General features: G+C 56.4%; 20 protein-coding genes, 5 tRNA genes and 1 rRNA gene. All 26 read right to left on the bottom strand.

Going from position 1 to position 26,812, the window contains the following annotated elements; genetic code table 11:
- Positions 1 to 52: 52 nt before the first annotated feature.
- The 26 genes from tuf (N6L25_RS11715) to rrf all read right to left on the bottom strand — a co-directional run bounded on the left by tuf (N6L25_RS11715) (position 53) and on the right by rrf (position 26,811).
- On the bottom strand, positions 53 to 1,249 hold the full coding sequence (gene tuf / locus N6L25_RS11715) for an elongation factor Tu (RefSeq protein ID WP_271980452.1): 1,197 nt from the start codon (positions 1,247 to 1,249) through the stop codon (positions 53 to 55).
- 34 nt (positions 1,250 to 1,283) lie between these two features.
- The gene (gene fusA / locus N6L25_RS11720) at positions 1,284 to 3,386 is read right to left on the bottom strand and encodes an elongation factor G (protein WP_271980454.1); all 2,103 of its coding nucleotides are present in this window, start codon (positions 3,384 to 3,386) and stop codon (positions 1,284 to 1,286) included.
- A gap of 18 nt (positions 3,387 to 3,404) precedes the next feature.
- Positions 3,405 to 3,875, bottom strand: a complete 471-nt coding sequence (gene rpsG / locus N6L25_RS11725; protein ID WP_271980456.1) for a 30S ribosomal protein S7 — start codon at positions 3,873 to 3,875, stop codon at positions 3,405 to 3,407.
- A gap of 128 nt (positions 3,876 to 4,003) precedes the next feature.
- Entirely contained in the window at positions 4,004 to 4,378 is a 375-nt protein-coding gene (rpsL, locus tag N6L25_RS11730) for a 30S ribosomal protein S12 (protein ID WP_008174844.1), read from the bottom strand.
- Between the two features lie 149 nt (positions 4,379 to 4,527).
- Complete coding sequence (gene rpoC / locus N6L25_RS11735; RefSeq protein WP_271980462.1) at positions 4,528 to 8,736, bottom strand: DNA-directed RNA polymerase subunit beta'; 4,209 nt, start codon at positions 8,734 to 8,736, stop codon at positions 4,528 to 4,530.
- Positions 8,737 to 8,813: 77 nt separating this feature from the next.
- A complete protein-coding gene (gene rpoB, locus N6L25_RS11740) occupies positions 8,814 to 12,890 on the bottom strand; it encodes a DNA-directed RNA polymerase subunit beta (RefSeq protein WP_271980464.1) in 4,077 nt (1,358 codons plus the stop codon).
- Between the two features lie 242 nt (positions 12,891 to 13,132).
- Complete coding sequence (gene rplL / locus N6L25_RS11745) at positions 13,133 to 13,507, bottom strand: 50S ribosomal protein L7/L12 (RefSeq protein WP_271980466.1); 375 nt, start codon at positions 13,505 to 13,507, stop codon at positions 13,133 to 13,135.
- A gap of 39 nt (positions 13,508 to 13,546) precedes the next feature.
- Positions 13,547 to 14,077 (bottom strand): 50S ribosomal protein L10, encoded by a 531-nt coding sequence (gene rplJ, locus N6L25_RS11750; protein ID WP_271980468.1) that lies wholly within the window; start codon positions 14,075 to 14,077, stop codon positions 13,547 to 13,549.
- Between the two features lie 265 nt (positions 14,078 to 14,342).
- Positions 14,343 to 15,041, bottom strand: a complete 699-nt coding sequence (rplA, locus tag N6L25_RS11755) for a 50S ribosomal protein L1 (RefSeq protein WP_271980472.1) — start codon at positions 15,039 to 15,041, stop codon at positions 14,343 to 14,345.
- Between the two features lies 1 nt (position 15,042).
- Positions 15,043 to 15,474, bottom strand: a complete 432-nt coding sequence (gene rplK, locus N6L25_RS11760) for a 50S ribosomal protein L11 (RefSeq protein ID WP_149601820.1) — start codon at positions 15,472 to 15,474, stop codon at positions 15,043 to 15,045.
- Between the two features lie 116 nt (positions 15,475 to 15,590).
- Positions 15,591 to 16,124: a transcription termination/antitermination protein NusG gene (nusG, locus tag N6L25_RS11765; protein ID WP_271980475.1), complete on the bottom strand. Its 534-nt coding sequence runs from the start codon at positions 16,122 to 16,124 to the stop codon at positions 15,591 to 15,593.
- 12 nt (positions 16,125 to 16,136) lie between these two features.
- Complete coding sequence (gene secE, locus N6L25_RS11770; protein ID WP_271980477.1) at positions 16,137 to 16,505, bottom strand: preprotein translocase subunit SecE; 369 nt, start codon at positions 16,503 to 16,505, stop codon at positions 16,137 to 16,139.
- Positions 16,506 to 16,538: 33 nt separating this feature from the next.
- A tRNA-Trp gene (locus tag N6L25_RS11775) sits at positions 16,539 to 16,614 on the bottom strand.
- A 21-nt stretch (positions 16,615 to 16,635) separates the two neighbouring features.
- Positions 16,636 to 17,832, bottom strand: a complete 1,197-nt coding sequence (gene tuf / locus N6L25_RS11780) for an elongation factor Tu (protein ID WP_271980452.1) — start codon at positions 17,830 to 17,832, stop codon at positions 16,636 to 16,638.
- Positions 17,833 to 17,883: 51 nt separating this feature from the next.
- Positions 17,884 to 17,959 (bottom strand) — tRNA-Thr (locus N6L25_RS11785).
- Positions 17,960 to 17,974: 15 nt separating this feature from the next.
- Positions 17,975 to 18,049, bottom strand: a tRNA-Gly gene (locus N6L25_RS11790).
- 10 nt (positions 18,050 to 18,059) lie between these two features.
- Positions 18,060 to 18,144: transfer RNA gene (locus N6L25_RS11795), tRNA-Tyr, on the bottom strand.
- 42 nt (positions 18,145 to 18,186) lie between these two features.
- A tRNA-Thr gene (locus N6L25_RS11800) sits at positions 18,187 to 18,262 on the bottom strand.
- A gap of 31 nt (positions 18,263 to 18,293) precedes the next feature.
- The gene (locus N6L25_RS11805) at positions 18,294 to 19,016 is read right to left on the bottom strand and encodes a hypothetical protein (protein WP_271980479.1); all 723 of its coding nucleotides are present in this window, start codon (positions 19,014 to 19,016) and stop codon (positions 18,294 to 18,296) included.
- Positions 19,013 to 19,747 (bottom strand): type III pantothenate kinase, encoded by a 735-nt coding sequence (locus N6L25_RS11810; RefSeq protein WP_271980481.1) that lies wholly within the window; start codon positions 19,745 to 19,747, stop codon positions 19,013 to 19,015. Before N6L25_RS11810 ends, N6L25_RS11805 begins: the two co-directional genes overlap by 4 nt.
- The gene (locus tag N6L25_RS11815) at positions 19,744 to 20,709 is read right to left on the bottom strand and encodes a biotin--[acetyl-CoA-carboxylase] ligase (protein ID WP_271980484.1); all 966 of its coding nucleotides are present in this window, start codon (positions 20,707 to 20,709) and stop codon (positions 19,744 to 19,746) included. The genes N6L25_RS11810 and N6L25_RS11815 overlap by 4 nt, the downstream gene beginning before the upstream one ends.
- Positions 20,710 to 20,840: 131 nt before the next feature.
- Positions 20,841 to 23,240, bottom strand: a complete 2,400-nt coding sequence (locus tag N6L25_RS11820) for a DUF6160 family protein (protein WP_271980486.1) — start codon at positions 23,238 to 23,240, stop codon at positions 20,841 to 20,843.
- 13 nt (positions 23,241 to 23,253) lie between these two features.
- Positions 23,254 to 23,781: a hypothetical protein gene (locus N6L25_RS11825; RefSeq protein ID WP_442915237.1), complete on the bottom strand. Its 528-nt coding sequence runs from the start codon at positions 23,779 to 23,781 to the stop codon at positions 23,254 to 23,256.
- 26 nt (positions 23,782 to 23,807) lie between these two features.
- Positions 23,808 to 24,776: a hypothetical protein gene (locus N6L25_RS11830; RefSeq protein WP_271980491.1), complete on the bottom strand. Its 969-nt coding sequence runs from the start codon at positions 24,774 to 24,776 to the stop codon at positions 23,808 to 23,810.
- Positions 24,777 to 24,886: 110 nt separating this feature from the next.
- Positions 24,887 to 25,999 (bottom strand): hypothetical protein, encoded by a 1,113-nt coding sequence (locus tag N6L25_RS11835; RefSeq protein ID WP_271980493.1) that lies wholly within the window; start codon positions 25,997 to 25,999, stop codon positions 24,887 to 24,889.
- A 696-nt stretch (positions 26,000 to 26,695) separates the two neighbouring features.
- A 5S ribosomal RNA gene (gene rrf / locus N6L25_RS11840) occupies positions 26,696 to 26,811 on the bottom strand.
- Between the last annotated feature and the right edge of the window lies 1 nt (position 26,812).

Genomic DNA, 26,812 nt, shown 5'->3' on the forward strand with positions numbered 1-26,812 from the left:
GAAAAAGGGGGCTGCGACGCAGCCCCCTTTCCGCAATCGAAAGAGTCGCTAATTACTCTACGATCTTGGAAACAACGCCGGCGCCGACGGTACGACCGCCTTCACGGATGGCGAAGCGCAAACCTTCTTCCATCGCGATCGGAGCGATCAGCGTCACGTCCATCTTGACGTTGTCGCCCGGCATTACCATTTCAACACCTTCCGGCAGCTCACAGGAACCGGTCACGTCAGTGGTCCGGAAGTAGAACTGCGGACGGTAGCCCTTGAAGAACGGAGTGTGACGACCACCCTCTTCCTTGCTCAGGACATACACTTCGCACTCGAACTTGGTGTGCGGCTTGATGGAGCCCGGCACACACAGTACCTGACCACGCTCAACGTCGTCACGCTTGGTACCACGCAGCAGAACACCAACGTTCTCACCAGCACGACCTTCGTCGAGCAGCTTGCGGAACATTTCAACACCGGTACAGGTAGTGGACTGAGTATCGCGAATACCAACGATCTCAACAGTATCACCAACCTTGACGATGCCGCGCTCAACACGACCGGTAACTACGGTACCACGACCGGAGATGGAGAAGACGTCCTCGATCGGCATCAGGAACGGCTGATCGATGGCACGCTCCGGCTCGGGGATGTAGTCATCCAGAGCCTCTACCAGCTTCTTAACAGCGGTAGTACCCATCTCGTTGTCGTCTTTACCTTCCAGCGCCATCAGCGCGGAACCGGTGATGATCGGAGTGTCGTCACCCGGGAAGTCGTAGGTGCTCAGCAGGTCACGAACTTCCATCTCGACCAGCTCCAGCAGCTCCTCATCATCAACCATGTCCGCCTTGTTCAGGAACACAACGATGAAAGGAACGCCAACCTGACGGGACAGCAGGATGTGCTCGCGAGTCTGCGGCATTGGGCCGTCAGCCGCGGAACACACCAGGATCGCGCCGTCCATCTGGGCCGCACCGGTGATCATGTTCTTGACGTAGTCAGCGTGACCCGGGCAGTCAACGTGAGCGTAGTGACGAATCGGAGAATCGTACTCAACGTGAGAGGTTGCGATGGTGATACCACGCGCCTTCTCTTCCGGAGCATTGTCGATCTGATCGAACGCACGAACGTCGCCACTTCCCCAGATTTCAGAGCAAACCCGAGTCAGAGCGGCGGTCAGAGTGGTTTTACCATGGTCAACGTGACCGATGGTGCCCACATTGACGTGGGGTTTACTGCGTTCAAATTTTTCTTTAGACACGGTTACACCTCTTCCTGTTTCTTAAGTCCTGGGATCAACCCTTTTTAATGATCGCTTCGGCAATGTTCGAAGGAGCTTCCATGTAGCGAGAGAACTCCATCGCATAAGATGCCCGACCCTGCGTCGCAGAGCGCAGATCGGTGGCATAACCGAACATCTCCGACAACGGAACCTCGGCACGAACAATCTTGCCCGCTGGGCTCTCGTCCATCCCCTGAACCAGACCGCGACGACGGTTCAGGTCACCAACAACGTCACCCATGTACTCTTCAGGGGTAACGACCTCGACCTTCATGATCGGCTCCAGCAACGCCGGATTGGCCTGCAGAGCACCCTGTTTCATCGCCATGGAACCCGCGATCTTGAACGCCATTTCGTTGGAGTCCACGTCGTGATAGGAACCATCGTACAGGGTCGCCTTGATACCCAGCAGCGGATAGCCGGCCAGACAGCCGTTCTGCATCTGCTCCTCGATACCCTGCTGAACCGCCGGGATGTATTCCTTGGGAACCACACCACCTACGATTTCATTCACGAAGATGAAGTTGTCGGCATCGTCATCCAACGGCAGCGGCTCAAGCTTGACCTTGACGTGACCATACTGACCACGACCACCAGACTGACGAACAAACTTGCCTTCAATGTCGACCGCCTGACGAATGCACTCACGGTAGGCCACCTGCGGCTTGCCAATGTTGGCTTCAACCTTGAACTCACGGCGCATCCGGTCAACGATGATATCCAGATGAAGCTCACCCATACCGGAAATAATGGTCTGACCGGACTCTTCGTCGGTGCGCACACGGAAGGACGGATCCTCCTGCGCCAGCTTGCCCAGAGCAATACCCATTTTTTCCTGGTCAGCTTTGGACTTGGGCTCGACCGCAACCGAAATTACCGGCTCCGGGAACTCCATCCGCTCCAGAACGATCTTGTGATCCTCATCACACAGGGTGTCACCGGTGGTCACGCTCTTCAGACCAATCGCCGCGGCGATATCACCAGCCAGCACTTCTTTGATCTCCTGACGATCCTTGGAGTGCATCTGCACCATACGGCCAACGCGCTCTCTCTTCCCCTTAACGGAGTTAAAGACCGCAGAACCGCTTTCCAGCTTACCGGAGTAAACCCGGAAGAACGTCAGAGTACCCACAAACGGGTCGGTCGCGATCTTGAATGCCAGGGCCGCAAACGGCGCTTCGTCGTCAACCGGACGGGTTTCCTCGGTGCCTTCGTCATCAACTTCACCGCGGATGGCCTTAACTTCATCCGGAGCCGGCAGGTATTCAACAACCGCATCCAGGACCGCCTGCACACCCTTGTTCTTGAATGCAGAACCACAGGTAGCCAGCACGATTTCATTGGCCAAAGTACGAGCGCGAAGACCTTGCTTGATCTCTTCGGTGGTCAGCTCACCACCCTCGAGATACTTCTCCATGAACTCGTCATTGGCTTCCGCCGCCGCCTCGACCATCTGCTCGCGGTACATTTCGCACTCGTCGACCATGTCAGCCGGGATGTCCTTCAGCTCGTAGGTCATCCCGGAGTCGGCTTCGTTCCAGAAGATGGCCTTCATACGAATGAGGTCCACCACGCCCTGGAACTCTTCTTCCGCACCGATGGGCAGCTGAATAGGTACAGGTGTCGCGCCCAGACGCTCTTTGATCTGGTCAACAACACGCAGGAAATTCGCACCGGCGCGGTCCATCTTGTTGACGAACACCATGCGAGGCACTTCGTACTTGTTTGCCTGACGCCATACCGTCTCGGACTGAGGTTCAACACCGGAAGATCCACAGAACACCACAACCGCGCCATCCAGCACCCGCAACGAGCGCTCTACTTCGATGGTGAAGTCAACGTGTCCCGGGGTGTCAATGATGTTGACACGATGCTCCGGAAACTGCTGATCCATACCGCTCCAGAAACAGGTAGTCGCCGCAGAGGTGATGGTAATACCACGCTCCTGCTCCTGCTCCATCCAGTCCATGGTGGCGGCGCCATCATGAACCTCACCAATTTTGTGAGAAAGCCCGGTGTAGAACAGCACCCGCTCGGTCGTGGTGGTCTTGCCCGCATCAACGTGCGCACAAATCCCGATATTTCTGTATCGCTTGATAGGAGTCTTGCGTGCCACTGTATAAACCTCGGCTGATTAGAAACGGAAGTGGGAGAACGCCTTGTTGGCTTCTGCCATGCGGTGAACATCTTCGCGCTTCTTGACAGCGGCGCCCTTGCTCTCAACGGCGTCGAGGATTTCCCCGGCCAGACGCTGAGCCATGGACTTTTCACCACGCTTCCGTGAGAATTCAACGAGCCAGCGCATCGCCAGCGCGTTCTGACGGGAAGGCCGCACTTCTACAGGCACCTGGTAGGTCGCACCACCAACACGACGGGACTTAACCTCGACCATCGGCTGGATGTTTTCCAGTGCCTTCTCGAACATCTCGATCGGCTCTTCTTTAGACTTTTCGGCAACAATATCAAGCGCGCCATACACAATGCGCTCAGCCACTGACTTCTTGCCACTTTCCATCACATGGTTAATGAACTTGGCCAGACGCTGGCTACCGAACTTGGGATCAGGAATAATTTCCCGTTTAGCTGCAACTCTTCTTCTAGGCATCGATAAGCCCTCAATAAACAAAAGGTCTTCAGGAACCCCTGAGATAGCACATGCTACTCAGCCTTACTCTTACCGTTTCACATATCACCATCCGACATGGCAACGATAAAAGACACCCGCGAGGGACATCAGGACTTGGGTCGTTTAGCACCGTACTTGGAGCGGCCCTGCTTACGGTTCTGTACACCCTGGGTGTCCAGTGTTCCGCGAACAGTGTGATAGCGCACACCCGGAAGGTCTTTTACTCGACCGCCACGGATCAGCACAACACTGTGCTCCTGAAGGTTGTGACCTTCACCACCAATGTAAGAGGAAACCTCGTAGCCGTTGGTCAGACGAACACGACACACTTTACGCAGTGCTGAGTTCGGCTTCTTCGGCGTAGTGGTGTACACACGGGTACACACGCCACGGCGCTGCGGGCAGGCCTGGAGCGCAGGTACGTCACTCTTGGCCACCTTGCGTTTACGAGGCTTACGTACCAACTGGTTAATCGTTGCCATGTAAGCAAACTCCAATAAACCGGATCAATGAAACTTACCCCCGACAAACGGGGGTAAAATTTAAGGGACGCAAGTTTAAGCCTGCGCCCCCTGTCAGTCAAGATGACTGATTCCTTTTTAACCAACTCCCGATCCGTAAAAACCGGGGGTTAGCGATTGAGCTCCGCGCTCAGCGCTTCAACCACATCTTCTGCGGTGACGCCCTGCTCTTCCAGATCGCGCTTGCGTCGGCGCTCGGTGTGGTAGGCCAGGCCGGTACCGGCCGGGATCAGACGACCCACGACCACGTTTTCCTTCAAGCCGCGCAGGTAATCACGCTTGCCGGTCACCGCTCCCTCGGTGAGGACTCGCGTGGTTTCCTGGAACGAAGCCGCAGAAATGAAGGACTCAGTTGCCAGAGACGCCTTGGTGATACCCAACAATAGGCGCTCACACTTGGCTGGCTCTTTGTCTTCCGCTTCTGCCTTTTCGTTAGCTTCGATGAACTGGTTGTATTCGACCTGATCACCGGAGAGCAGCTCGGTGTCACCCGGATTGGTGATTTCCACCTTGCGCAGCATCTGTCGAACGATAACCTCAATGTGTTTATCGTTGATGACTACGCCTTGCAGGCGGTAAACGTCCTGGATCTCGTTGGTGATGTATTTCGCCAGCTCGACCACACCCAACAGGCGCAGGATGTCGTGCGGGTTGGACGGACCGTCCGAGATTACTTCACCTTTCTCTACGGTTTCACCTTCGAACACGTTGAGCTGACGCCACTTCGGAATCAGCACCTCGTACGGGTCACCGTCTTTCGGCGTGATCACCAGGCGTTTCTTGCCCTTGGTTTCCTTGCCGAAGGATACGGTGCCGGTGATTTCCGCCAGGATCGACGGCTCTTTCGGACGACGAGCCTCGAACAAGTCGGCAACCCGCGGCAGACCACCGGTAATATCCCGGGTCTTCGAGCTTTCCTGCGGGATCCGCGCCACCACGTCACCCAACTCGACCTTGCCGCCATCACTCAAGGTGATCAGAGCGTTGGCCGGGAGGAAGTACTGTGCCGGCGATCCGCCAGGCAGAACCACTTCTTCACCAGCCTCGTCGAGCACCTGAACCATCGGACGAATGTCCTTACCGGCTGCTGGACGCTCTTTCGGGTCGATGACCTGGACCGTCGACAGCCCAGTCAATTCGTCAGTCTGGGTGCGTACGGTGATGCCCTGGTCCATGCCGACAAATTTGGCGGTACCAGCACCTTCGGCGATGATCGGGTGGGTATGCGGATCCCATTTGGCAACCACGACGCCCGCTTCAACCACATCGCCCTGCTTAACAGACAGTACAGCACCGTAAGGCAACTTGTACCACTCCCGCTCACGCCCCTGCTCATCCGCAATGGCCAGCGCGGAAGAACGGGACACCACCACCAGGCTGCCGTCTTTCTTTTCGATCGACTTCAGATTGTGCAGACGAACGGTACCACCGTGCTTCACCTGAATGTTATCGACCGCTGACGCCCGGCTTGCCGCCCCCCCGATGTGGAAGGTACGCATGGTCAGCTGGGTACCCGGCTCACCGATGGACTGAGCCGCAATGACACCAACCGCCTCGCCAACGTTGACCAGATGACCGCGAGCCAAGTCACGACCGTAACACTTGGAACAAACCCCGTGCTTGGTGTCACAGGTGATCGCAGAGCGTACCCAGATTTCATCCACACCGGCACGCTCGACCATTTCGATGGTCTTTTCGTCGAGCAGGGTACCGGCCGAAACAACCGCATTTTCCTTATCGGTCGGTGTAAACACGTCACGGGCGGTAACCCGACCGAGGACCCGGTCACCCAGCGGAACCACTACGTCGCCACCCTCGATGTGCGGCGTCATCAGCAGGCCTTCGTCAGTGCCACAGTCGTTCTCGGTAACCACCAGATCCTGAGAAACGTCAACCAGACGACGAGTCAGGTAACCGGAGTTTGCGGTCTTCAGAGCGGTATCCGCCAGACCCTTACGAGCACCGTGGGTGGAGATGAAGTACTGCAGTACGTTCAGACCTTCACGGAAGTTGGCGGTAATGGGGGTTTCAATGATGGATCCGTCCGGCTTGGCCATCAGGCCCCGCATACCCGCCAACTGACGGATCTGGGCCGCAGAACCCCGGGCGCCGGAATCCGCCATCATGTAGACCGAGTTGAACGATTCCTGGGTCAGCAGTTCACCGTCGTCACCCTTCACCGGCTTGCCGTCGGCGCCAAGCACCTGCTCTTGCGCCAGGCGCTCCATCATGGCCTTTGAGACCTTGTCGTTGGCCCGGGACCAGATATCGATGACCTTGTTGTACTTCTCGCCCTGGGTCAACAGACCGGACGCGTACTGGGACTCTATTTCCTTCACTTCGTCTTCCGCCGCTTCGACCATTTCGTACTTCTCGGGCGGAATCTCGAAATCGTTCACACCAATCGAGGTGCCAGACACCGTCGCGTAGTGGAAACCGGTATACATCAACTGGTCCGCGAAGATGACCGACTCCTTCAGACCGACGGTGCGGTAGCACACATTGATCAGATTGGAGATCGCTTTCTTGACCATGGGCTTATTGACGATGTCGAACGGCATCCCGTCAGGGACAATGTCAAACAGCAGCGCACGACCGACGGTGGTCTCCACCAGGCTGGCCTTTTCGGTGCTGACGCCGCTTTCGTCGACCGCGACCTCTTTGATCCGAACCTTAATCCTGGCCTGCAGGTCGACCTTGCCGGCACCGTAGGCGCGATGAACTTCCTTGGTGTCCGCAAAGACCATGCCTTCGCCAAGCGCGTTCTTGCGCTCACGAGTCATGTAGTACAGGCCCAATACCACGTCCTGGGACGGCACGATGATCGGTTCGCCGTTGGCCGGAGACAGCACGTTATTGGTGGACATCATCAGCGCACGGGCTTCGAGCTGGGCTTCCAGGGTCAGCGGTACGTGTACCGCCATCTGGTCACCGTCAAAGTCGGCGTTATAGGCCGCACATACCAGTGGGTGCAGCTGAATGGCCTTACCTTCGATCAGTACTGGCTCGAACGCCTGGATACCCAGACGGTGCAGGGTCGGTGCCCGGTTCAGCATGATGGGGTGTTCACGAATGACTTCGTCCAGAATGTCCCAGACGACCGCCTCTTCGCGTTCAACCATCTTCTTGGCGGCCTTAATGGTGGTGGCCAGGCCGCGATGCTCGAGTTTGGCAAAGATGAACGGTTTGAACAGCTCCAGCGCCATCTTCTTCGGCAAACCGCACTGATGCAGACGCAGGTAAGGACCAACTACGATGACCGAACGACCAGAGTAGTCAACACGCTTACCCAGCAGGTTCTGGCGGAAGCGGCCCTGCTTACCCTTGATCATGTCGGCCAGGGATTTCAGCGGGCGCTTGTTGGTACCGGTAATGGCACGACCCCGACGACCGTTATCCAGCAGTGCGTCGACCGCCTCCTGCAGCATCCGCTTCTCGTTGCGGACAATGATGTCCGGTGCATTGAGTTCGAGCAGACGCTTGAGACGGTTGTTCCGGTTGATCACCCGGCGATACAGATCGTTCAGGTCTGACGTCGCGAACCGGCCACCGTCCAGCGGCACCAGCGGGCGAAGATCGGGCGGCAGGACCGGCAGTACGGTCATGATCATGTCGCCGGGACGATTGCCGGAATGATGGAACGCCTCAAGAATTTTCAGGCGCTTGCTGAATTTCTTGATCTTGGTTTCGGAGTTGGTCTGGGGAATTTCTTCCCGCAGGGTTTCAATCTCAGCGGCCAGATCGATATCTTCCAGCAACGCCTTGACCGCTTCGGCGCCCATCTTGGCGTCGAATTCGTCGCCAAATTCCTCCAGTGCCTCGTAGTACTGCTCATCGTTCAGCAGCTGGCCGCGCTCGAGGGTGGTCATGCCGGGGTCGATCACGATGAACGACTCAAAATACAGCACCCGCTCAATGTCACGCAGGGTCATGTCCAGCATCAAACCGATGCGGGACGGCAACGACTTGAGGAACCAGATATGCGCTACCGGACTGGCCAGTTCAATGTGGCCCATACGCTCACGACGCACGTTGGCCAGCGCCACTTCGACGCCACATTTTTCACAGATAACACCGCGATGCTTCAGTCGCTTGTACTTACCGCACAAGCACTCATAGTCCTTGATCGGGCCGAAGATCTTGGCACAGAACAGACCATCACGCTCGGGCTTGAACGTACGGTAGTTGATAGTCTCAGGCTTCTTCACCTCACCAAAAGACCATGAGCGAATCATGTCAGGAGACGCCAGACCGATACGGATGGCGTCAAACTCCTGCTTTTGGTTCTGGCTCTTGAGAAGATTCAGCAAATCTTTCATCAGTAACAGCTCCGGATGGCGTTAATCTCGGGCGGGCACATCGTGTGCCCGCTCACGCTGCCAAAAAACAATTCGGCTCAGTCGGATTCCAGCTCGATGTCGATACCCAGCGAGCGGATTTCCTTGACAAGAACGTTGAAGGATTCAGGCATACCCGGCTCCATTCGGTGGTCGCCATCAACAATGTTCTTGTACATCTTGGTTCGACCGTTGACGTCGTCAGACTTAACAGTGAGCATCTCCTGCAGCGTATAGGCCGCACCGTAGGCTTCCAGTGCCCACACTTCCATCTCACCGAAACGCTGACCACCGAACTGCGCCTTACCACCCAACGGCTGCTGGGTGACCAGACTGTAGGACCCGGTAGAACGCGCGTGCATCTTGTCGTCGATCAGGTGGTTCAGCTTCAGCATGTACATGTAGCCGACTGTGACCGGACGATCGAAGGCATCGCCGGTACGGCCGTCGTACAGAGTAATCTGACCGCTGGTATCCATATCGGCCAACTCAAGCATGCGCTTGACCTCGGCTTCCTTGGCACCATCGAAAACGGCTGTTGCCATTGGCACACCGCCACGCAGGTTGTCGGCGAGTTCGAGAATCTCAACATCGGACAGGCTATCCAGATTCACCGGAGATACCTTGTCACTATGATTATAGATCTCACTCAGCAGTTCGCGAATTTCCACGACCTTGCGCTGCGCCTCAAGCATGGCGTTGATCTTGTGGCCCAGCCCTTTGGCGGCTGCACCCAGATGGGTTTCAAGCACCTGACCGACGTTCATCCGTGACGGTACACCCAGCGGGTTCAACACCACGTCGACCGGATTACCCTGCTCGTCGTAGGGCATGTCTTCCACCGGCTTGACCGCAGAGATAACCCCCTTGTTACCGTGACGGCCGGCCATCTTGTCACCCGGCTGGATACGCCGCTTGATGGCCAGGTACACCTTGACGATCTTGAGGACGCCCGGCGCCAGGTCATCACCCTGCTGCAGCTTACGCTTCTTGTCCTCGAACCGCTCCTCGTGCTCTTTCTGACGGTCTTCCAGGCCCTGCTCGGACTTCTCCAGCAGCTCATTGAGCGCTTCGTCCTTCAAGCGCAGCTTGAACCAATCCGCCCGCGGCAATTCGGCCAGGTAGGATGCCTCGAGGCTGGCGCCTTTCTTCAAGCCCGGGCCGCTATTCACTTCCTGCCCCTGGAGCGCGCTCATCAGACGCTCGTAGGTAGCACCTTCAACAATGCGGTACTCGTCCTTCAGGTCCTTGCGATACTTGTCCAACTGCTCTTTTTCGATGGACAGGGCGCGCTGGTCTTTCTCGATGCCATCGCGGGTGAAGACCTGGACGTCGATAACGGTACCACGGGTACCGGTGGAAACCCGGGCCGAGGTGTCTTTAACGTCAGAGGCCTTCTCGCCAAAGATCGCGCGCAGCAGCTTCTCTTCCGGCGTCAGTTGGGTTTCACCCTTCGGCGTCACCTTACCGACCAGGATATCTCCGGGTCCGACTTCGGCCCCGATGTAGACAATGCCGGATTCGTCCAGCTTGGACAGGGCACTCTCGCCGACGTTCGGAATATCCGCTGTGATCTCCTCGCTGCCAAGCTTGGTATCACGAGCCACACAGGTCAGTTCCTGGATGTGGATGGTGGTGAAGCGGTCTTCCTGCACAACTTTCTCGGAAACCAGGATGGAATCCTCGAAGTTGTAGCCGTTCCACGGCATGAACGCGATCCGCATGTTCTGCCCCAGCGCCAGCTCACCGAGGTCGACGGATGGGCCGTCAGCCAGCACGTCGCCGCGGGCGATGACATCGCCCTGCTTGACGATGGAACGTTGGTTGATGCAGGTATTCTGGTTTGAGCGGGTGTACTTGGTGAGGTTATAGATATCCACACCAGCATCACCAGCTTCGGTTTCAGCATCGTTCACCCGAACCACGATCCGCGCTGCATCGACACTCTCGATAACACCGCCTCGGCGGGCCGTTACACAAACCCCCGAATCCTGTGCCACGATACGCTCAATCCCGGTGCCCACCAGCGGCTTATCGGCACGCAGGGTCGGCACGGCCTGACGCTGCATGTTCGCTCCCATCAGGGCGCGGTTGGCGTCATCGTGCTCAAGGAACGGGATCAGCGACGCGGCCACGGAAACAACCTGGCGCGGCGACACGTCCATGAAGGTCACGTTTTCCGGAGGCGTAACGGTAAATTCGTTCAGATGACGAACGGTGACCAGCTCATCGCTCAGGCGACCATTCTCATCAACCGCTGCGCTTGCCTGGGCGATGACGTAGTTACTTTCTTCAATCGCTGACAGGTAGGCGATTTCGTCGGTAACCAAACCATCGACAACCTTGCGATACGGGCTCTCAAGGAAGCCATACGAGTTGGTCCGGGCGTAAGTCGCCAGCGAGTTGATCAAACCGATGTTCGGACCTTCAGGTGTTTCGATTGGACACACACGACCGTAGTGAGTCGGGTGTACGTCGCGAACCTCGAACCCGGCACGTTCGCGGGTCAGACCACCAGGCCCAAGCGCCGACACACGGCGTTTATGGGTCACTTCGGACAACGGGTTGTTCTGATCCATGAACTGGGACAGCTGGCTCGAGCCAAAGAATTCCTTGACCGCTGCCGCTACAGGCTTGGCATTGATCAGGTCCTGGGGCATCAGGCCTTCGCTCTCCGCCAGGCTCAGACGCTCGCGCACTGCACGCTCAACACGAACCAGGCCGACCCGGAACTGGTTCTCGGCCATTTCGCCGACTGAACGAATGCGGCGGTTACCCAGGTTGTCGATATCGTCGACGTTGCCCTGTCCGTTACGGATATTGATCAGGGTTTTAAGAACGTCAATGATGTCGTCATTAGTCAGGATGCCAGGACCGGTGCTCTCGTCCCGACCCAGACGGCGATTCAGCTTCATGCGGCCAACGCCGGACAGGTCGTAGCGTTCGTCGGAGAAGAACAGGTTATTGAACAGGTTCTCGGCAGACTCCTTGGTCGGCGGCTCCCCTGGACGCATCATGCGATAGATCTCGACCAGTGCCTCGAGCTGGCTCCGGGTCGGATCAATGCGCAAGGTATCGGACATGAACGGTCCGCAATCGAGATCGTTGGTGTACAGGGTCTCGAGCTCGGTGACACCCGCATCCAGCAGCGTCTGCAGGATTTCATCGGTAATCTCGCTGTTGCACTCAACCAGCACTTCGCCGGTCTTGGTGTCAACCATGTCGTGAGCGATCACCCGACCATTGAGGTACGCAGACGGTACTTCGAGTTCGGTAATGCCAGATTTCTCAAGCTGGCGAATGTGACGGGCGGTAACCCGGCGACCTTCTTCGACGATGACACTGCCGTCGCTGTCTTTGATGTCAAAGGTCGCAATATCACCCCGCAAGCGGCTGGGAACCAGCTCGAGCTTGCATTCTTCGGCACCAATAGAAAACTTACTGGTATCAAAGAACATTTCCAGCATTTCCTGGGATTGGAAGCCCAGGGCGCGCAGCAAAATGGTGGCCGGCAGCTTACGACGACGGTCAATCCGGACAAACACGGCATCTTTCGGATCAAACTCGAAGTCGAGCCAGGAACCACGATAAGGAATCACCCGCGCGGAATAAAGCAGCTTGCCGGAGGAGTGTGTCTTGCCCTTGTCGTGGTCGAAGAACACGCCCGGTGAACGGTGCAGCTGGGAAACAATTACACGCTCGGTACCGTTAACGATAAAGGTACCGTTTTCAGTCATCAGGGGCATTTCGCCCATGTAGACTTCTTGTTCCTTGATGTCTTTGATCGCCTTGTTGGACGACTCTTTGTCATAAATGATCAGACGTACTTTAACCCGCAGCGGCGCTGCGTACGTCACGCCCCGAAGCTGGCATTCCTTGACGTCAAAGACTGGCTCACCAATACGGTAGCTCACGTATTCGAGCGCCGCATTGCCAGAATAACTGACAATCGGGAATACGGATTTGAACGCTGCATGCAAACCAGTTTCCTGGCGTACGTCGGCAGCAGCTTCCATTTGGAGGAAATCCCGATAGGAATCGAGCTGAATAGACAGCAAATAGGGGACATCCATCACGGAAGGCAATTTACTAAAGTCTTTGCGAATCCGCTTTTTCTCAGTATAGGAGTAAGTCATCTGCATTCCCCAGCTTTAGACCTGATACCTGGTATCAAGAAGCAATTATTGGTTTGCTTCGGGGCCGAGTTGCTCGGCATACTGCGCCGTCTTGAACAAGACTCTGGCTGTAGGTTATAGAGGCTGTAGCCCAAAATTTTTTTCACTGCAAGCTCTATAGCATATACAACAGAAAAAGGCCGGTGGCCCAAGGCCACCAGCCCGTCCATGCCTAATGCACGGTAGCGTTCAGAAGCCCGCTATTACTTGAGCTCAACAGAAGCGCCTGCTTCCTCAAGCTTCTTCTTGGCTTCTTCAGCTTCGTCTTTGGCAGCAGCTTCCTTGATGGTGGAAGGCGCGCCGTCGACCATTTCCTTCGCTTCTTTCAGACCCAGACCGGTCAGCTCACGAACAGCCTTGATAACGTTAACTTTCTTGTCGCCAGTAGCGGTCAGAACAACGTCAAATTCGGTCTTTTCTTCAGCAGCGGCGGCTTCGCCAGCAGCGACCGGAGCAGCGGCAACGGCGGCAGCGGCAGATACGCCGAACTTTTCTTCCATAGCTTCAACCAGCGCAACAACGTCCATTACGCTCATTTCGGCGATTGCATTCAAAATGTCTTCGTTAGACAGAGCCATGACTTTCTCCCAAAAAAAATAAAATGGTGTTCAACAGAATCAAGCAGCTTCTTGCTTCTGGTCGCGAACTGCCGCTACAGCACGGGTTACCTTGGACGGGAATTCGTTCAGGGTACGTGCAAGCTTGGTAATCGGTGCCTGTGTGACGGCTGCCAGCATCGTCAACGCCTCGTGGCGTGTCGGGAGCTTGGCGAGGCGGTCGATCTGATCCGCGCCCATCAGCTCACCGCCGACAGCCAGACCCTTGATCTCGAAAGCCTCTTCCTCTTTGGCAAAATCCTTCAGCAGCCGTGCAGCCGCGCCAGGATCTTCCATAGAGAACGCCAGAATAGTCGGACCGACCAGTGCTTCTTCGATGCACTCGAACTCAGTACCCTTGATTGCCAGTTTCGCCAGGTTGTTGCGAACAACTTTCAGACGAACATTTTCGGCACGGGCCTTCGCTCGCAGAGCCGTCATGTCACCGGAAGTGACACCACGGTAATCGGCCAATACGACAGACAGAGCACCACCGGCAGTCTCGTTGACTTCAGCGACGATCGCCTTCTTGTCTTCGAGTCTAATTGCCACTGGATTTCTCCTCGATTTCGCCGGATTTTGTCCGGCAAACCCATCATTGCCCGGGAAGCCTTTCACGGCCGATCGTAACCGGCTGCAATTGGCTCCCTTACGGGCGCCCTAACGGTGTTTGGGTTCAGAGAGAACGTCTTCACACCGTCTGCGCAGGCGTTGCTTTAACCCTTGCACTCACACTTCCGGCGAGTTCTGGGGCCTGCGGTCTTTGACAGCCTTGGCTTCCGCCCAGACTACAAAGTAACTATCGATAAACAGCGGATCAGATGTTCAGACCGCTTTGATCGATAGCCAGACCAGGACCCATGGTTGACGACAGGGTCACCTTCTTCAGGTAGACACCTTTCGCCGACGCAGGCTTGGCCTTTTTCAGGTCTGCCAGCAGCGCTTCAAGGTTTTCCTTGATTGCTTCGGCAGAGAATTCTGCATTCCCCATCGGGGCGTGGATAATACCGTTCTTGTCGGTCCGGTAACGAACCTGACCCGCCTTGGCGTTCTTAACGGCAGTTTCCACGTCTGGGGTTACGGTACCGACCTTGGGGTTCGGCATCAGGCCGCGGGGGCCCAGGATCTGGCCCAGCTGACCGACAACACGCATCGCATCAGGAGTGGCAATGACGACGTCGAAGTCCATGTTGCCTTTCTTGACTTCCTCAGCCAGGTCATCCATACCAACGATATCGGCGCCAGCCGCAGTCGCCTTCTCGGCGTTTGCACCCTGGGTGAACACGGCAACACGTACAGTCTTGCCAGTGCCATTGGGCAGCACGGTGCTGCTCCGAACGACCTGGTCAGATTTACGCGCGTCTACGCCGAGGTTCACAGCGACATCGATGGATTCGTTGAATTTCACTCCCTGACCCAGCTCAACCAGCAGAGCCACTGCCTCGTCGACAGAGTAAGAACGGCCAGCTTCAACTTTCTCACGGATCAGCTTTTGACGCTTGCTCAGCTTCGCCATCTTACAGGCCCTCCACGTTCAGGCCCATGCTGCGGGCAGTTCCAGCGATCGTACGGACGGCTGCATCGAGATCCGCTGCGGTCATGTCCGGCTCTTTGGTCTTGGCAATTTCTTCCAGCTGAGCGCGGGTAACTGTGCCAACCTTTTCAGTATTGGGACGACCAGAACCACTCTTGATGCCGGCTGCTTTCTTCAGCAAAACGGCGGCAGGCGGAGTCTTGGTAATAAACGTAAAGCTGCGATCGCTATAAACTGTGATAACGGTGGGAATTGGCAGACCAGGCTCCATGCCTTGGGTCTTGGCGTTGAACGCCTTACAGAATTCCATGATGTTTACACCGTGCTGACCCAGGGCCGGACCAACTGGGGGACTCGGGTTGGCCTGACCGGCAGCAACCTGAAGCTTGATGTACGCTTCAATTTTCTTTGCCATGATTCACTCCTCTGGGTTCGAACGCCTCTCGGCTCCCCGATTAAAAAAACACAAACAGCAGACACAAAAAGCCCGCGACACCATCGTGCGCGAGCTTTCATTTCTAGGGTTGCCGATCAGTCTTTCTCGACCTGCCCAAACTCCAGCTCAACCGGAGTGGAACGCCCGAAAATCAGAACAGCAACCTTGACCCGACTCTTGTCGTAGTCCACTTCTTCGACCACGCCATTGAAGTCAGCGAACGGACCTTCAATAACACGGACAATCTCACCCGGCTCAAACAGCGTCTTCGGCTTCGGCTTATCGACACCGCTCTCGACACGATTAAGAATCGCCTCAGCCTCGCGCTCGGTGATTGGGGCCGGCTTTTCTTTGGTCCCACCGATAAAGCCAAGCACACGCGGCGTATTTTTGACCAGGTGCCAGCTAGCGTCGTTCATTTCCATCTGAACCAACACATAGCCCGGATAGAACTTACGCTCGCTCTTGCGCTTCTTGCCCTCACGCATTTCGACAACTTCTTCGGTTGGCACCAAAATGTCGCCAAAGTCGTCTTCCATGCTATTGAGCGCCACACGCTCTTTCAGAGTGCGCATCACATGCTTTTCGAAGCCCGAATAAGCATGAACAACATACCAGCGCTTAGCCATTGCCCACTCCTGTTACCCTATAAAACCGGAGACCAGAAAGCTGATCAGCGAATCCATACCCCAAAGCAGCAAGGCAACCACCAGAACAAACACCACCACAATGACCGTGGTTTGGACCAGTTCCGGCCGGGTCGGCCAAACAACCTTGCGAATCTCGACCCGCGCTTCTTTCAGCAGGGCAGCGAAACGCCGTCCACGATCAGTCTGCAGGGCGACAAAAGTCGCCACCAAACCAAGCGCAACGAGAGCCAAGACACGATACAGCAATGACTCAGCATTAAAATACTGATTACCCACTACACCAGCGGCAATCAGAACGAAAACAACCAGCCACTTCATCGCATCGAAGCGACCGGTTGAACTGTCGGCTCTTGACTCCATAGGAATCAGCTTATGTATCCGATTTTGAATAAATGGCAGGCCAGGAGGGAATCGAACCCCCAACCTGCGGTTTTGGAGACCGCTGCTCTGCCAATTGAGCTACTGGCCTGCACCGAAAACTCAGTGCAAATTACTCGACAATCTTGGAAACAACGCCGGCGCCGACGGTACGACCGCCTTCACGGATGGCGAAGCGCAAACCTTCTTCCATCGCGATCGGAGCGATCAGCGTCACGTCCATCTTGACGTTGTCGCCCGGCATTACCATTTCAACGCCTTCCGGCAGCTCACAGGAACCGGTCACGTCAGTGGTCCGGAAGTAGAACTGCGGGCGGTAGCCCTTGAAGAACGGAGTGTGACGACCACCCTCTTCCTTGCTCAGGACATACACTTCGCACTCGAACTTGGTGTGCGGCTTGATGGAGCCCGGTACACACAGAACCTGCCCACGCTCAACGTCGTCACGCTTGGTACCACGCAGCAGAACACCAACGTTCTCACCAGCACGACCTTCGTCGAGCAGCTTGCGGAACATTTCAACACCGGTACAGGTAGTGGACTGAGTATCGCGAATACCCACGATCTCAACAGTATCACCAACCTTGACGATGCCGCGCTCAACACGACCGGTAACTACGGTACCACGACCGGAGATGGAGAAGACGTCCTCGATCGGCATCAGGAACGGCTGATCGATGGCACGCTCCGGCTCGGGGATGTAGTCATCCAGAGCCTCTACCAGCTTCTTAACAGCGGTAGTACCCATCTCGTTGTCGTCTTTACCTTCCAGCGCCATCAGCGCGGAACCGGTGATGATCGGAGTGTCGTCACCCGGGAAGTCGTAAGTGCTCAGCAGGTCACGAACTTCCATCTCGACCAGCTCCAGCAGCTCCTCATCATCAACCATGTCCGCCTTGTTCAGGAACACAACGATGAAAGGAACGCCAACCTGACGGGACAGCAGGATGTGCTCGCGAGTCTGCGGCATTGGGCCGTCAGCCGCGGAACACACCAGGATCGCGCCGTCCATCTGGGCCGCACCGGTGATCATGTTCTTGACGTAGTCAGCGTGACCCGGGCAGTCAACGTGAGCGTAGTGACGAATCGGAGAATCGTACTCAACGTGAGAGGTTGCGATGGTGATACCACGCGCCTTCTCTTCCGGAGCATTGTCGATCTGATCGAACGCACGAACGTCGCCACTTCCCCAGATTTCAGAGCAAACCCGAGTCAGAGCGGCGGTCAGAGTGGTTTTACCATGGTCAACGTGACCGATGGTGCCCACGTTGACATGAGGCTTACTACGCTCAAACTTTTCTTTAGACATTCGACCAATCCCCCTAATCAACCAGGATCAAAACGTTGACCAGACAAAAAATGGAGCTCATGACCGGAATTGAACCGGTGACCTCATCCTTACCAAGGATGTGCTCTACCGACTGAGCTACATGAGCATTAACACTGCAAATTGGAGCGGGCAGCGGGAATCGAACCCGCGTCATCAGCTTGGAAGGCTGAGGTAATAGCCACTATACGATGCCCGCAAGCAATTAGTGGTGGAGGGGGCAGGATTCGAACCTGCGAAGGCGAAGCCGTCAGATTTACAGTCTGATCCCTTTGGCCACTCGGGAACCCCTCCCAAATACAGCCTCGATTTCGCGAAGCCGCTTAAAACTTAAAGTGGAGCTGGCGGACGGAATCGAACCCCCGACCTGCTGATTACAAGTCAGCTGCTCTACCAACTGAGCTACGCCAGCTCACATTCGCCTCGTCAGCGAGGGCGGTATACTACGGACTTTTCTCAGCGGTTGCAACACCTTCGCAACTTTTGATTTCAATTGATTCAAATTGGCGCCCGAGCTCCGCCATATCAGCCGCAAGTTCCGGAGAATCCGGGCTATAGGCCGCCTCAAAAACGAGCGCGTAGCTTAGCTGATTTCTGGGGAAGAATGCCAGCTCTGCGTTCAGATTCTCTGCTTTTCTTTGCGCCAACACCCTCTCGGCCGCCGTGCGCGACTCAAACAGGCCCAACGAGATGGCATGCTTTTGTGGGCCTTCGGTCACTAGGTAGGAATCGATCCCCCGCCGTTGCACATACCGAAATAGTGTTAAGGCCTCCTCGACTGAGGCCTGAGGGGGGACAATAACCCAGTGAAGCGGCGCCAGAGGCCGCTCCAGCGAAGCTACTTTGATATCTAGACCTGGACGCGCCAAACCGAGCGCGGCTTTCTGCTCCTGGGCCAGTTCTGGCGATTCGAACCAACCAACTGCAAAGCAAAGCCGTGACGGCTCCGGAGAAGTGGCGGCCACCGTCGCTGGCTCGGGGACGGCGTCCGACTTCGAGTCCGATGCCTGCGGGACAAGTGACAATTCTTCGACCAGCTGCAGTTCAGCAACCCTCGGCAGCCGGCCATCCACTTCCGCGGGCTCAGGATTCGGATCGGGGTAAGACTGCAAATACCACCACACCCCTAGATTGACCGCAATCAACAAGAACACCAGCCATCTCATGACCCAAACGACTCCTCGACAATGGCAACCAGCCCGGCTAGCACCAAGTCCGGCACGTGATCGGCTTCCAGGCCGGCATCCATTAATTCCAAGGCATCGCCCCCGGTCACAAAAACCTTTTCAAGGCCCCGAGCATCTGCCTCCGCAGCCATTTGTTGCGCCATTCCCCGCCACAGCCAGCGTAAGCCGTGGTGAACGCATTCGGTTGTGGATGCACCCGGCGCCAGGCCCTCGGTCAGTACGGCGCCAAATCCAATGCGAGCCGCATCCTGGCGGAGCGACCTCAGCATCATCCGCTTCCCCGGCAAGATGTAGCCCCCAAGATGCTCGCCTTGCTGACTGACGAAGTCGATGGTAATCGCACTGCCCGCATCCACCACAGCGAACGAGGAGCGACAACGTAGCCAGGCCCCATAAAGCGCATGCCAGCGGTCAACCCCCATGGTTTGCGGATCGGCATAAACGCAACGAAGCGCGCCGCGCCGGGATTCGGTCCAGAAGAACTGCACCGGAACCTGGGTAATCTCGCCCAACCGCTCGCACAGACTCGCCCGCTTTGCCTCTGAGGCCACTGTGGACACGGCGACTGCGGCGATTGAGGCAGCCAGCGGACGCAAGGGCCGGAACAAGCCGAGTTCATCGAGAGCCCCAGCGCCGCTCAGAGTGACACCGCTTTCACCCCTAAGCTGCCATTTAACTCGGCTATTCCCCATGTCGACCAACAGCTTCACGACGCCGCCCGCAAACTGATTTCTCCAGCTCTCACAGCAGTCACGGCGCCATCAGCCAGCTCAATGAGGTAACTACCATCCGCATCGAGCCCCCGACCAAGACCGGCCAACTGGCCCTGAGACGATGATAACGAACGCCCGAAAAACAGGTCCCGCCGCTGCCAGCGCTCCCGGAAAGCGGAAAATCCCCGACTGGAAAATTCCTCACAAGCAGCCAACACCGACGCAATGACGGCAGCGGCCACCTCATTTCGCGACCAGGAACGTTCCGGTGCCTCCTTGGCCAGACTCGTCCACGCCTGATCCACCTCAGGCGCCTCAGCCATATGGACATTGAGCCCAATCCCGGCGACTACCTGGATCCGCCCTTCCTCCAACTCGCCTTGCAATTCCACCAGGATTCCCGCTAATTTTCGCCCATCGAGAAAAACGTCGTTTGGCCACTTGAGCTGCACATCAGCCAGGCCGAGATGCTCCAATGCTTCGGCCAGGGCCACCCCGAACACCAGGCTCAATCCATCCAGGGCGGAAAAGCCCCCACCAAATTCCAGCCCCAGACTGAGGTATAGGTTCTGTCCTGCGGGACTCTGCCAGGCACGCCCACGCCGGCCCCGCCCGGCGGACTGGCTGTCGGCGATGCAGATTGGAACGATGCCGGGCCTTTGTTCCGCCCGCATCACCGCCGCGTTGGTGGAATCGATGCTATCGAACACCGAGAGACTTAAGCGATCGCCCCCCCTCTCGGCAAGCCCAGCCAAAATGGCTCGACCATCGAGCAGGTCTACACTTTCCGCCAATCGGTAGCCCTTGCCGCGAATGGTTTCTATCCGGACGCCCTGATCGATGGCCCGCCTTATCTGTTTCCACACAGCAGTACGGCTAACGCCCAACTGATGAGCCAGAGACTCGCCCGAATGAATCCCGCCATCGGACAAAAGCCCGACAAGGATCTTGGTTTTCATGAATGATTGCGCCTGAGGGTAAAAGAATTGCCAAAGCCGGATTAAACAACAGCAGGAAGGAAAAGACAAAAAGCGGGCTAAGCCCGCGGCGGAATCCTCGACAGCGAGAGGTCTCGGGCCGCCGCCTTGAATCAGGGGATAGGCGTCGCTGTGAGGTTCGCCCGAATATCGAAATTTTGCAGCTTGACTCCGTAAATAGCGGTTTGAGCGCCTCCAGACGGATGGACAAGGTCGATGGAACTAATATCCAACTCCTTGAACTGGCTTTGGGCCTGAACCGCAAATCCCAGCGGTCGATTCTCGATGTCTGCCGCGGTGGGCACCGCGACATAGCGATAGCCGGCGGGTTGGGAAGAATCCATAATCTTCTCGTCACCCCTGGCACCGTCAACACCCTGAGAATCAGGACCATCAGTCTTCTTTACAACACGGGCCTGGTAGATATCTACCGCGATGCCAGTTTGAATGCCAAAGGTATTGTCATCGACACCATCGTTGTCAAAATCGCCGCCATCACTGGTGTAGATGTCGTTCAACACCAATTTCATCCCACTGTCATTGATTGGGCGGCCAGCACCATCGAGCTGCCGATTGGCCTCCCATGTAATGGCGTTCCTGCGAGTGTCATCGACGGCGCTGGCGAGAATCTGCTTAATGCTGACACTGACACCTTGCTCGCCGCGGTCCTGCCAATCCCCCCCGGATGCGACGCAGGCGGCGGCATCTGCGCCGAGCCCACCGGAACAAACGACACCCGCGCCGCCTGGCGATATGACCATGGAGCTGCCAGTTTCGTATGACTGCAGCACGAATCGACCGAAGCTTTGACCCGATGCCTTGTCGCCAACTTTCAGGTTGCCCACGTCCATCGTGCTCCAAACCTCGCCCTTGACGATCGCCAGCCCCTCATTGGTCACATCCACCGTCATGTCACGGACGTGAAGGTCGTAATCGAGGTCGGTTACCCAGATTCCCTGCTGGGCAATTTCACCACCACCGTTATCGTAAGGAGATGCGATCAGGGCGGCACTGCCATTGCGAATCTGGATATCAGAGTTGATGGTCAGTCCCTCACCACTGGCCCCACCGGCACCCAGCGTGATGTGGCCATCGAGCTCGAATTCATAGGCCGGATAGAACCCGAGGGCCAGGAGCAGTTCGGTCCCGCCCTGAAGCGGAGCGTCTTCGTCACCCACTCTAAGACCGTTTATCCGGTAACCGCCGCTTAGCCCTTCAAAGCCGATACGCAAGCCGTCAAAAAAACGGGTACCGTTTAACGTTTCGTCCCGCGTTACATTTACCGTGACATCACCCCGCCCCCAGGACTGCAGGCCACTAAAGATCACCCGCCGACCGTCTTCGGCATAACTCAGACTCGCCTCAGGCAGGCTCCACTGGGCAGCCAATCGCAACCCCTGGGGACCGGCAGCCTGATGCCCTCCGCCCTGAAGGTAAAGCGCGTTGGTATACGACTCACCAGCAAAGACGTGATCCTGAAACAGGAAACTGATATTGACGGATCCAAGGCTGGCGGCTGAGCCCCCCAGTTCGATGCGATCTACGTTAAGCTCGCCCGACAGCGAGCCGGTGGTCAACGCCAACGCCTCACGCCCCAACCAGTCAGAGGCAACATCGATACGCAGGTCATCGATGGCGTAATGACCGGTAATCCCCTTCAATGCGAGCGCGATACCGTCATCAAGGTAGATAAAGTTGGCACTGTTAATCACCGCACTGTGGTCAATTCGGAACCCCTCGCCGGACCTGCCGCCCCCGCCAATGGTGGTCTGCGAAGACAGATCAAAGTCACCACTGATACTGCCGTAACTTGGCAACAACAACCCCGAACCGACGTCCGTACTGACACCGTGGTTCAGCGGATTGCTGCTATAACGGATGGCGCCGATAGTGAGGTCACCGGTTATGGAGGGCGCCGTGAAAAGCAAGCCGCCGGCCACCGCGTCCATCGTAACGCCAGGGGTATGCAAGCTCATCGACACGTCGTCTAGAAACACCTCATTGCCATTCGTCCGGTAACCAATACGCCCGTCGGACATCGTCCAAGAGGAGTCGAAAGTGTAGCCATCGGCGCTAAGCGTACCACCTGGGGACAAGGTCAAACTGCCTTGCAAGCTGTGGTCGAAAAACATGCCGCCCATGCTGAGCTCCGAGGCCCCGTCCAGGATCACGTCGGAGAACTCAATGCGCCGCTGGTCCACCAGGTAATCCAAATTTAGGTGACCCTGACTGTCAATATCGATTTCGATCTTATGAAAGGCGCCCTTCCCGGGCTGCGTCACCGATCCGATACGTAGATTTTCCAGGTGAATGCCACTGCCATCATCAAAATAGGAAAGCCGGTTCATGTTGGCGTTCAACTCCAACTCCAGCGTGATGCCAGTCTGACCGCTTATAGAACCCATGACAGCATCATCCAGGCGCTGCAATTCTGCCGAGGCGGGCGAACCTAGCGCCGAAGCCAACCCAACTAAGAGCCCGCAGGTTAATAATCGAAGTTCGTTTGCAGCCATCGCCTAGGTCCTTCTATGGATTCCCGGTTGGAAACACCAGCAGATTGCCTTCCAGAGTGACATCGCCCTGCATCTCAATGGAAAACAGATCGGTTTGCTGAAAGCCCGGGTCTGTCGGGCGAGCCATGTTGCTAGCGGCCAATTTAAACTGGACATCGTGGTAACGGACCACGTTGGGAAGCCCCAGCTCGATCACATCCCGATTGAACAGCTCTCCGTCCCCTCCGAAGCCCGAATCGATATGTCTTACCCGAAGGGTTAAACCTTCAAAGGAAAAACTGCCCCGAATATCATCGAGCACAAACCAACCTCCATCCTCTCTCAGGCGATAGGCCAGTCGTGCGCCGCATTTCTTGCCGGCTTCCCCACACGCGCCAAAGTAGCTGTTCTGAATCGGCCCACCCACTTCATTTATACTCACATCCCCGGACAGGTAGATACCACCCTGACCAGAAACCCGCGCCAAATCACCATCGCCCAACCGGGAAAGCTCAGCCGCAGCAGGCTTCGCCGCCGCAGCCAACAGAGGTAGCAGAATCATTAACCAGCGATTTGGATTCCGTGCCTTCATTGCGCAAAATCCTTGGTTTGAATTCTGAGATATTGGATGAGCATGCCATCAACCCGAGTAGCACCGTAATTTCGGTCACCAACGGAAAGGTCGCCGATCATCAGGTTACTGCGGTAGTCGGGGTTGCTGTAGTAGTCGTTGTAAAACTGCCAGGTGGCAGGATCACTGCTGGCCTGCTGACCATCGGAGCCAATCGTGCCGGGCGCCGGTTTGGGGATTGCCTGGACTTCAGCGACGAAATTACCGCTGCCATCGACATCCAGGAACATTGGCTGCAACTCATTGCCCAGAGCCAACTCCAGGGCAAAGTCCGACATAACGATGCGGGAGCCGCACTCGGAACCGTCCAGGCTACAGGCATTAATAGATAATTCGGGCGAATAGAAATTGAGCTTAAACTGCCCAACCAGCTGACGCCGCTGGTCATCGCCCCACAGCCGCAGGTAACTGCCGTCAATGACCGCACTTTGGGCATGAATGTTGAAATTCGCGGACTGATTCGATCCCACGGTGATATTCAACTGCAAGCCAAGATCGGGCCGCTCGCCGGCGAATTCGGCCGTCATTGGACGACTGCCACAAGTTCCGCTACCCAGGACCGCAACCCCCGAGAGGCAGTCGTAGCCCTCCGCCTGAGGCACCTGGGTTGGCGCAGCAATATTGAGCACCGCCTTGTCGGTGACTCCGATGCTGTTACCATCGATCACGTCGATGGTGAATGGGTTGACCAGTCTGCCAAGGTTCACCGGATTGAGGTTGGCGCCGTAATTACTGCTGCTCCCCGCTATGTAGAGCTTGTTGACGACAATCTCAACGTCCTGGCCATCGGAGCTCTTGATTCCACCGATCTTGAAGACCTGACCGTTATCGATATCCGTGCCATGAGCGAACTTAAAGTCTTCTAGCACAATACCGATGCCCGTACCTTCGACTTCGGAAAGCTCGGACTCCGTTAAACTGGTCATTTCGCCACTGGCAAAACCTGACAGGCCCAACAATATGGAACCTGCCAAGGCAGAAAGCAGCCGGATTGGTACGAGATCACTCATCCTATGTGCCCCATCGCTCACGCCCCTCAGAAGAGGCCTCTTCCTCGATCGATGTATTCGGTCCGGTATCGATCGATGCCTTCCAGCGCCTCGCCCAGGCTGAACTCAACCGCCCCGGCAGGGATGTTAAAGAATCCGCCAGAGGTGGCCCGAATATAATCCGCAGCGCTCGGGTTGGTCTTGGAAACATCCTTAAGCCAATCCAGATCTCGGGTCTGGAACGACAGGAACAGTCCAGACTCAGGCGCCACGATCCTACGCTCGCCGTCCACTTCCTCGATGCTGCCTATGGGGAGGCTCTCGAAGTTGGTTAATGGAAAACAGGCATCGATGCCCAGCACCTGGCATTCATCAGCGATGATGTGCACATCGCCACGCCCGCAAAATCCAAGAAAACAACTTGCCGTGGTTTCGATCTGGGAAGAACTGAACGCGCCGGCAAACTGAATCAGTGTATTGGTGGCACCGTCCACGTCCTCAACTATAAAGCGCTCGCCATTGGGCACCCCGGCGTGGGTTGCCCGCACTGGATCCAGCTCGCCCAGCCGCGGGTCCCCATCCTCTCCAAACACCAGCCTGGCCTTGCTTCGAATGGCGTTGCTTCCCACCAGGTATGGCGCCAGGGCGACGATGATGTTGTCAAACAGGTTTCCGTTGGAACTGGCGGATTCCAGGTCCTCGCCGGTGGCCTTGATATTGACGTTCACGTCGCCGGTAAGATTCTGGATATTGCCGGACAAGATTCCCATGGCGTCGCCGAAGCCGAGGCGCACACCTGTCACTTCGTTGGTATCCTCGTCGAACGCAAACTCAAGAAACGGGTTGCTGATCGAAAACGGAACGATCTCGCCTTCGGAATAGGCGGTCCCATCCGCCTTGCGCTGCCTGGCTGCGTCCGGATTGGCAGCGAAATAGGCCTGATTATTAATATAGCCAAGGGCGAAATCGTTGATCAGAACGTCGGACGAGCCGGCAAGTTCACCTTCGCGCTCGTAACGCCCCAGTTCCAACGTGTCCACTCCGGTCTGAATATCAATATCCATACCCAGGTTGACCCGGGTATACACGGTGTTCTCCACGGGGTCGGGATGGGAGTTTCGATCAATGGAAATAAAAGCCTGCCCGGTCACCTCAGACATAGCTTCATCCGAAATCGGACGTAATTCCGACTGGGCAACATTGGCCCAAACTGGAACAGTCAACCCAACGAGCCAGGCTCTGTAATTCATGCTGACATCTCACGCTAGGCCGCCATCGACGGCAACCTTTGTTGTCTTTATTCATTATGCTGACTGTCCCTGAAGTGCTGGCAGTTGTTTTAATTAGTTTGGCCAGTTCTTGATCAGTCTAAACCTGTTTATCACGAGCCACTGTGCGCGTCGTCATAGATTGGGTATTTTCTGACAAGTTTTTACATCAGCGGTCATGAAGTGACGGATATCGGTCATATAAGGCCTGAGCGCCTGAAGGGGATGCCGGGTACGCCGAAGCAATAAAGGCCATAAACAAGCCTGCAAGTGGCCAATCCGTGAACGGAAAAGATACTTCGAAACGGACCCAGGCCAGAGCCGCGGAAAGCCCAGACTGTTTTGCTGAGCCAATAAAAAAACCCAGCATCGTAGGATGCTGGGGTTTGGTATTAAGAGCCTGACGATGACCTACATTGCTCAGGCCTAGCGGCCTTCGGCCCTGCGGGCCCGTCGTCGCGCCGCTCCGACGTCCTGCGCCTGCCGCTGGCAGGCTGGTCGCATGGAGCCGGGGTAGTGACAGAGACCCACGTATCCAAAATAAAAAAGCCCCGGCAGCTTTCGCTGTCGGGGCTGTTTTATTTAGGAGCCTGACGATGACCTACTCTCGCATGGGCAGAAGCCACACTACCATCGGCGCAGGACTGTTTCACTTCTGAGTTCGGGATGGGATCAGGTGGTTCCAGACCGCTATGGTCGTCAGAC

Origin of the sequence: Marinobacter sp. SS21 (assembly GCF_028369065.1) — a bacterium.
Lineage (GTDB): Bacteria > Pseudomonadota > Gammaproteobacteria > Pseudomonadales > Oleiphilaceae > Marinobacter.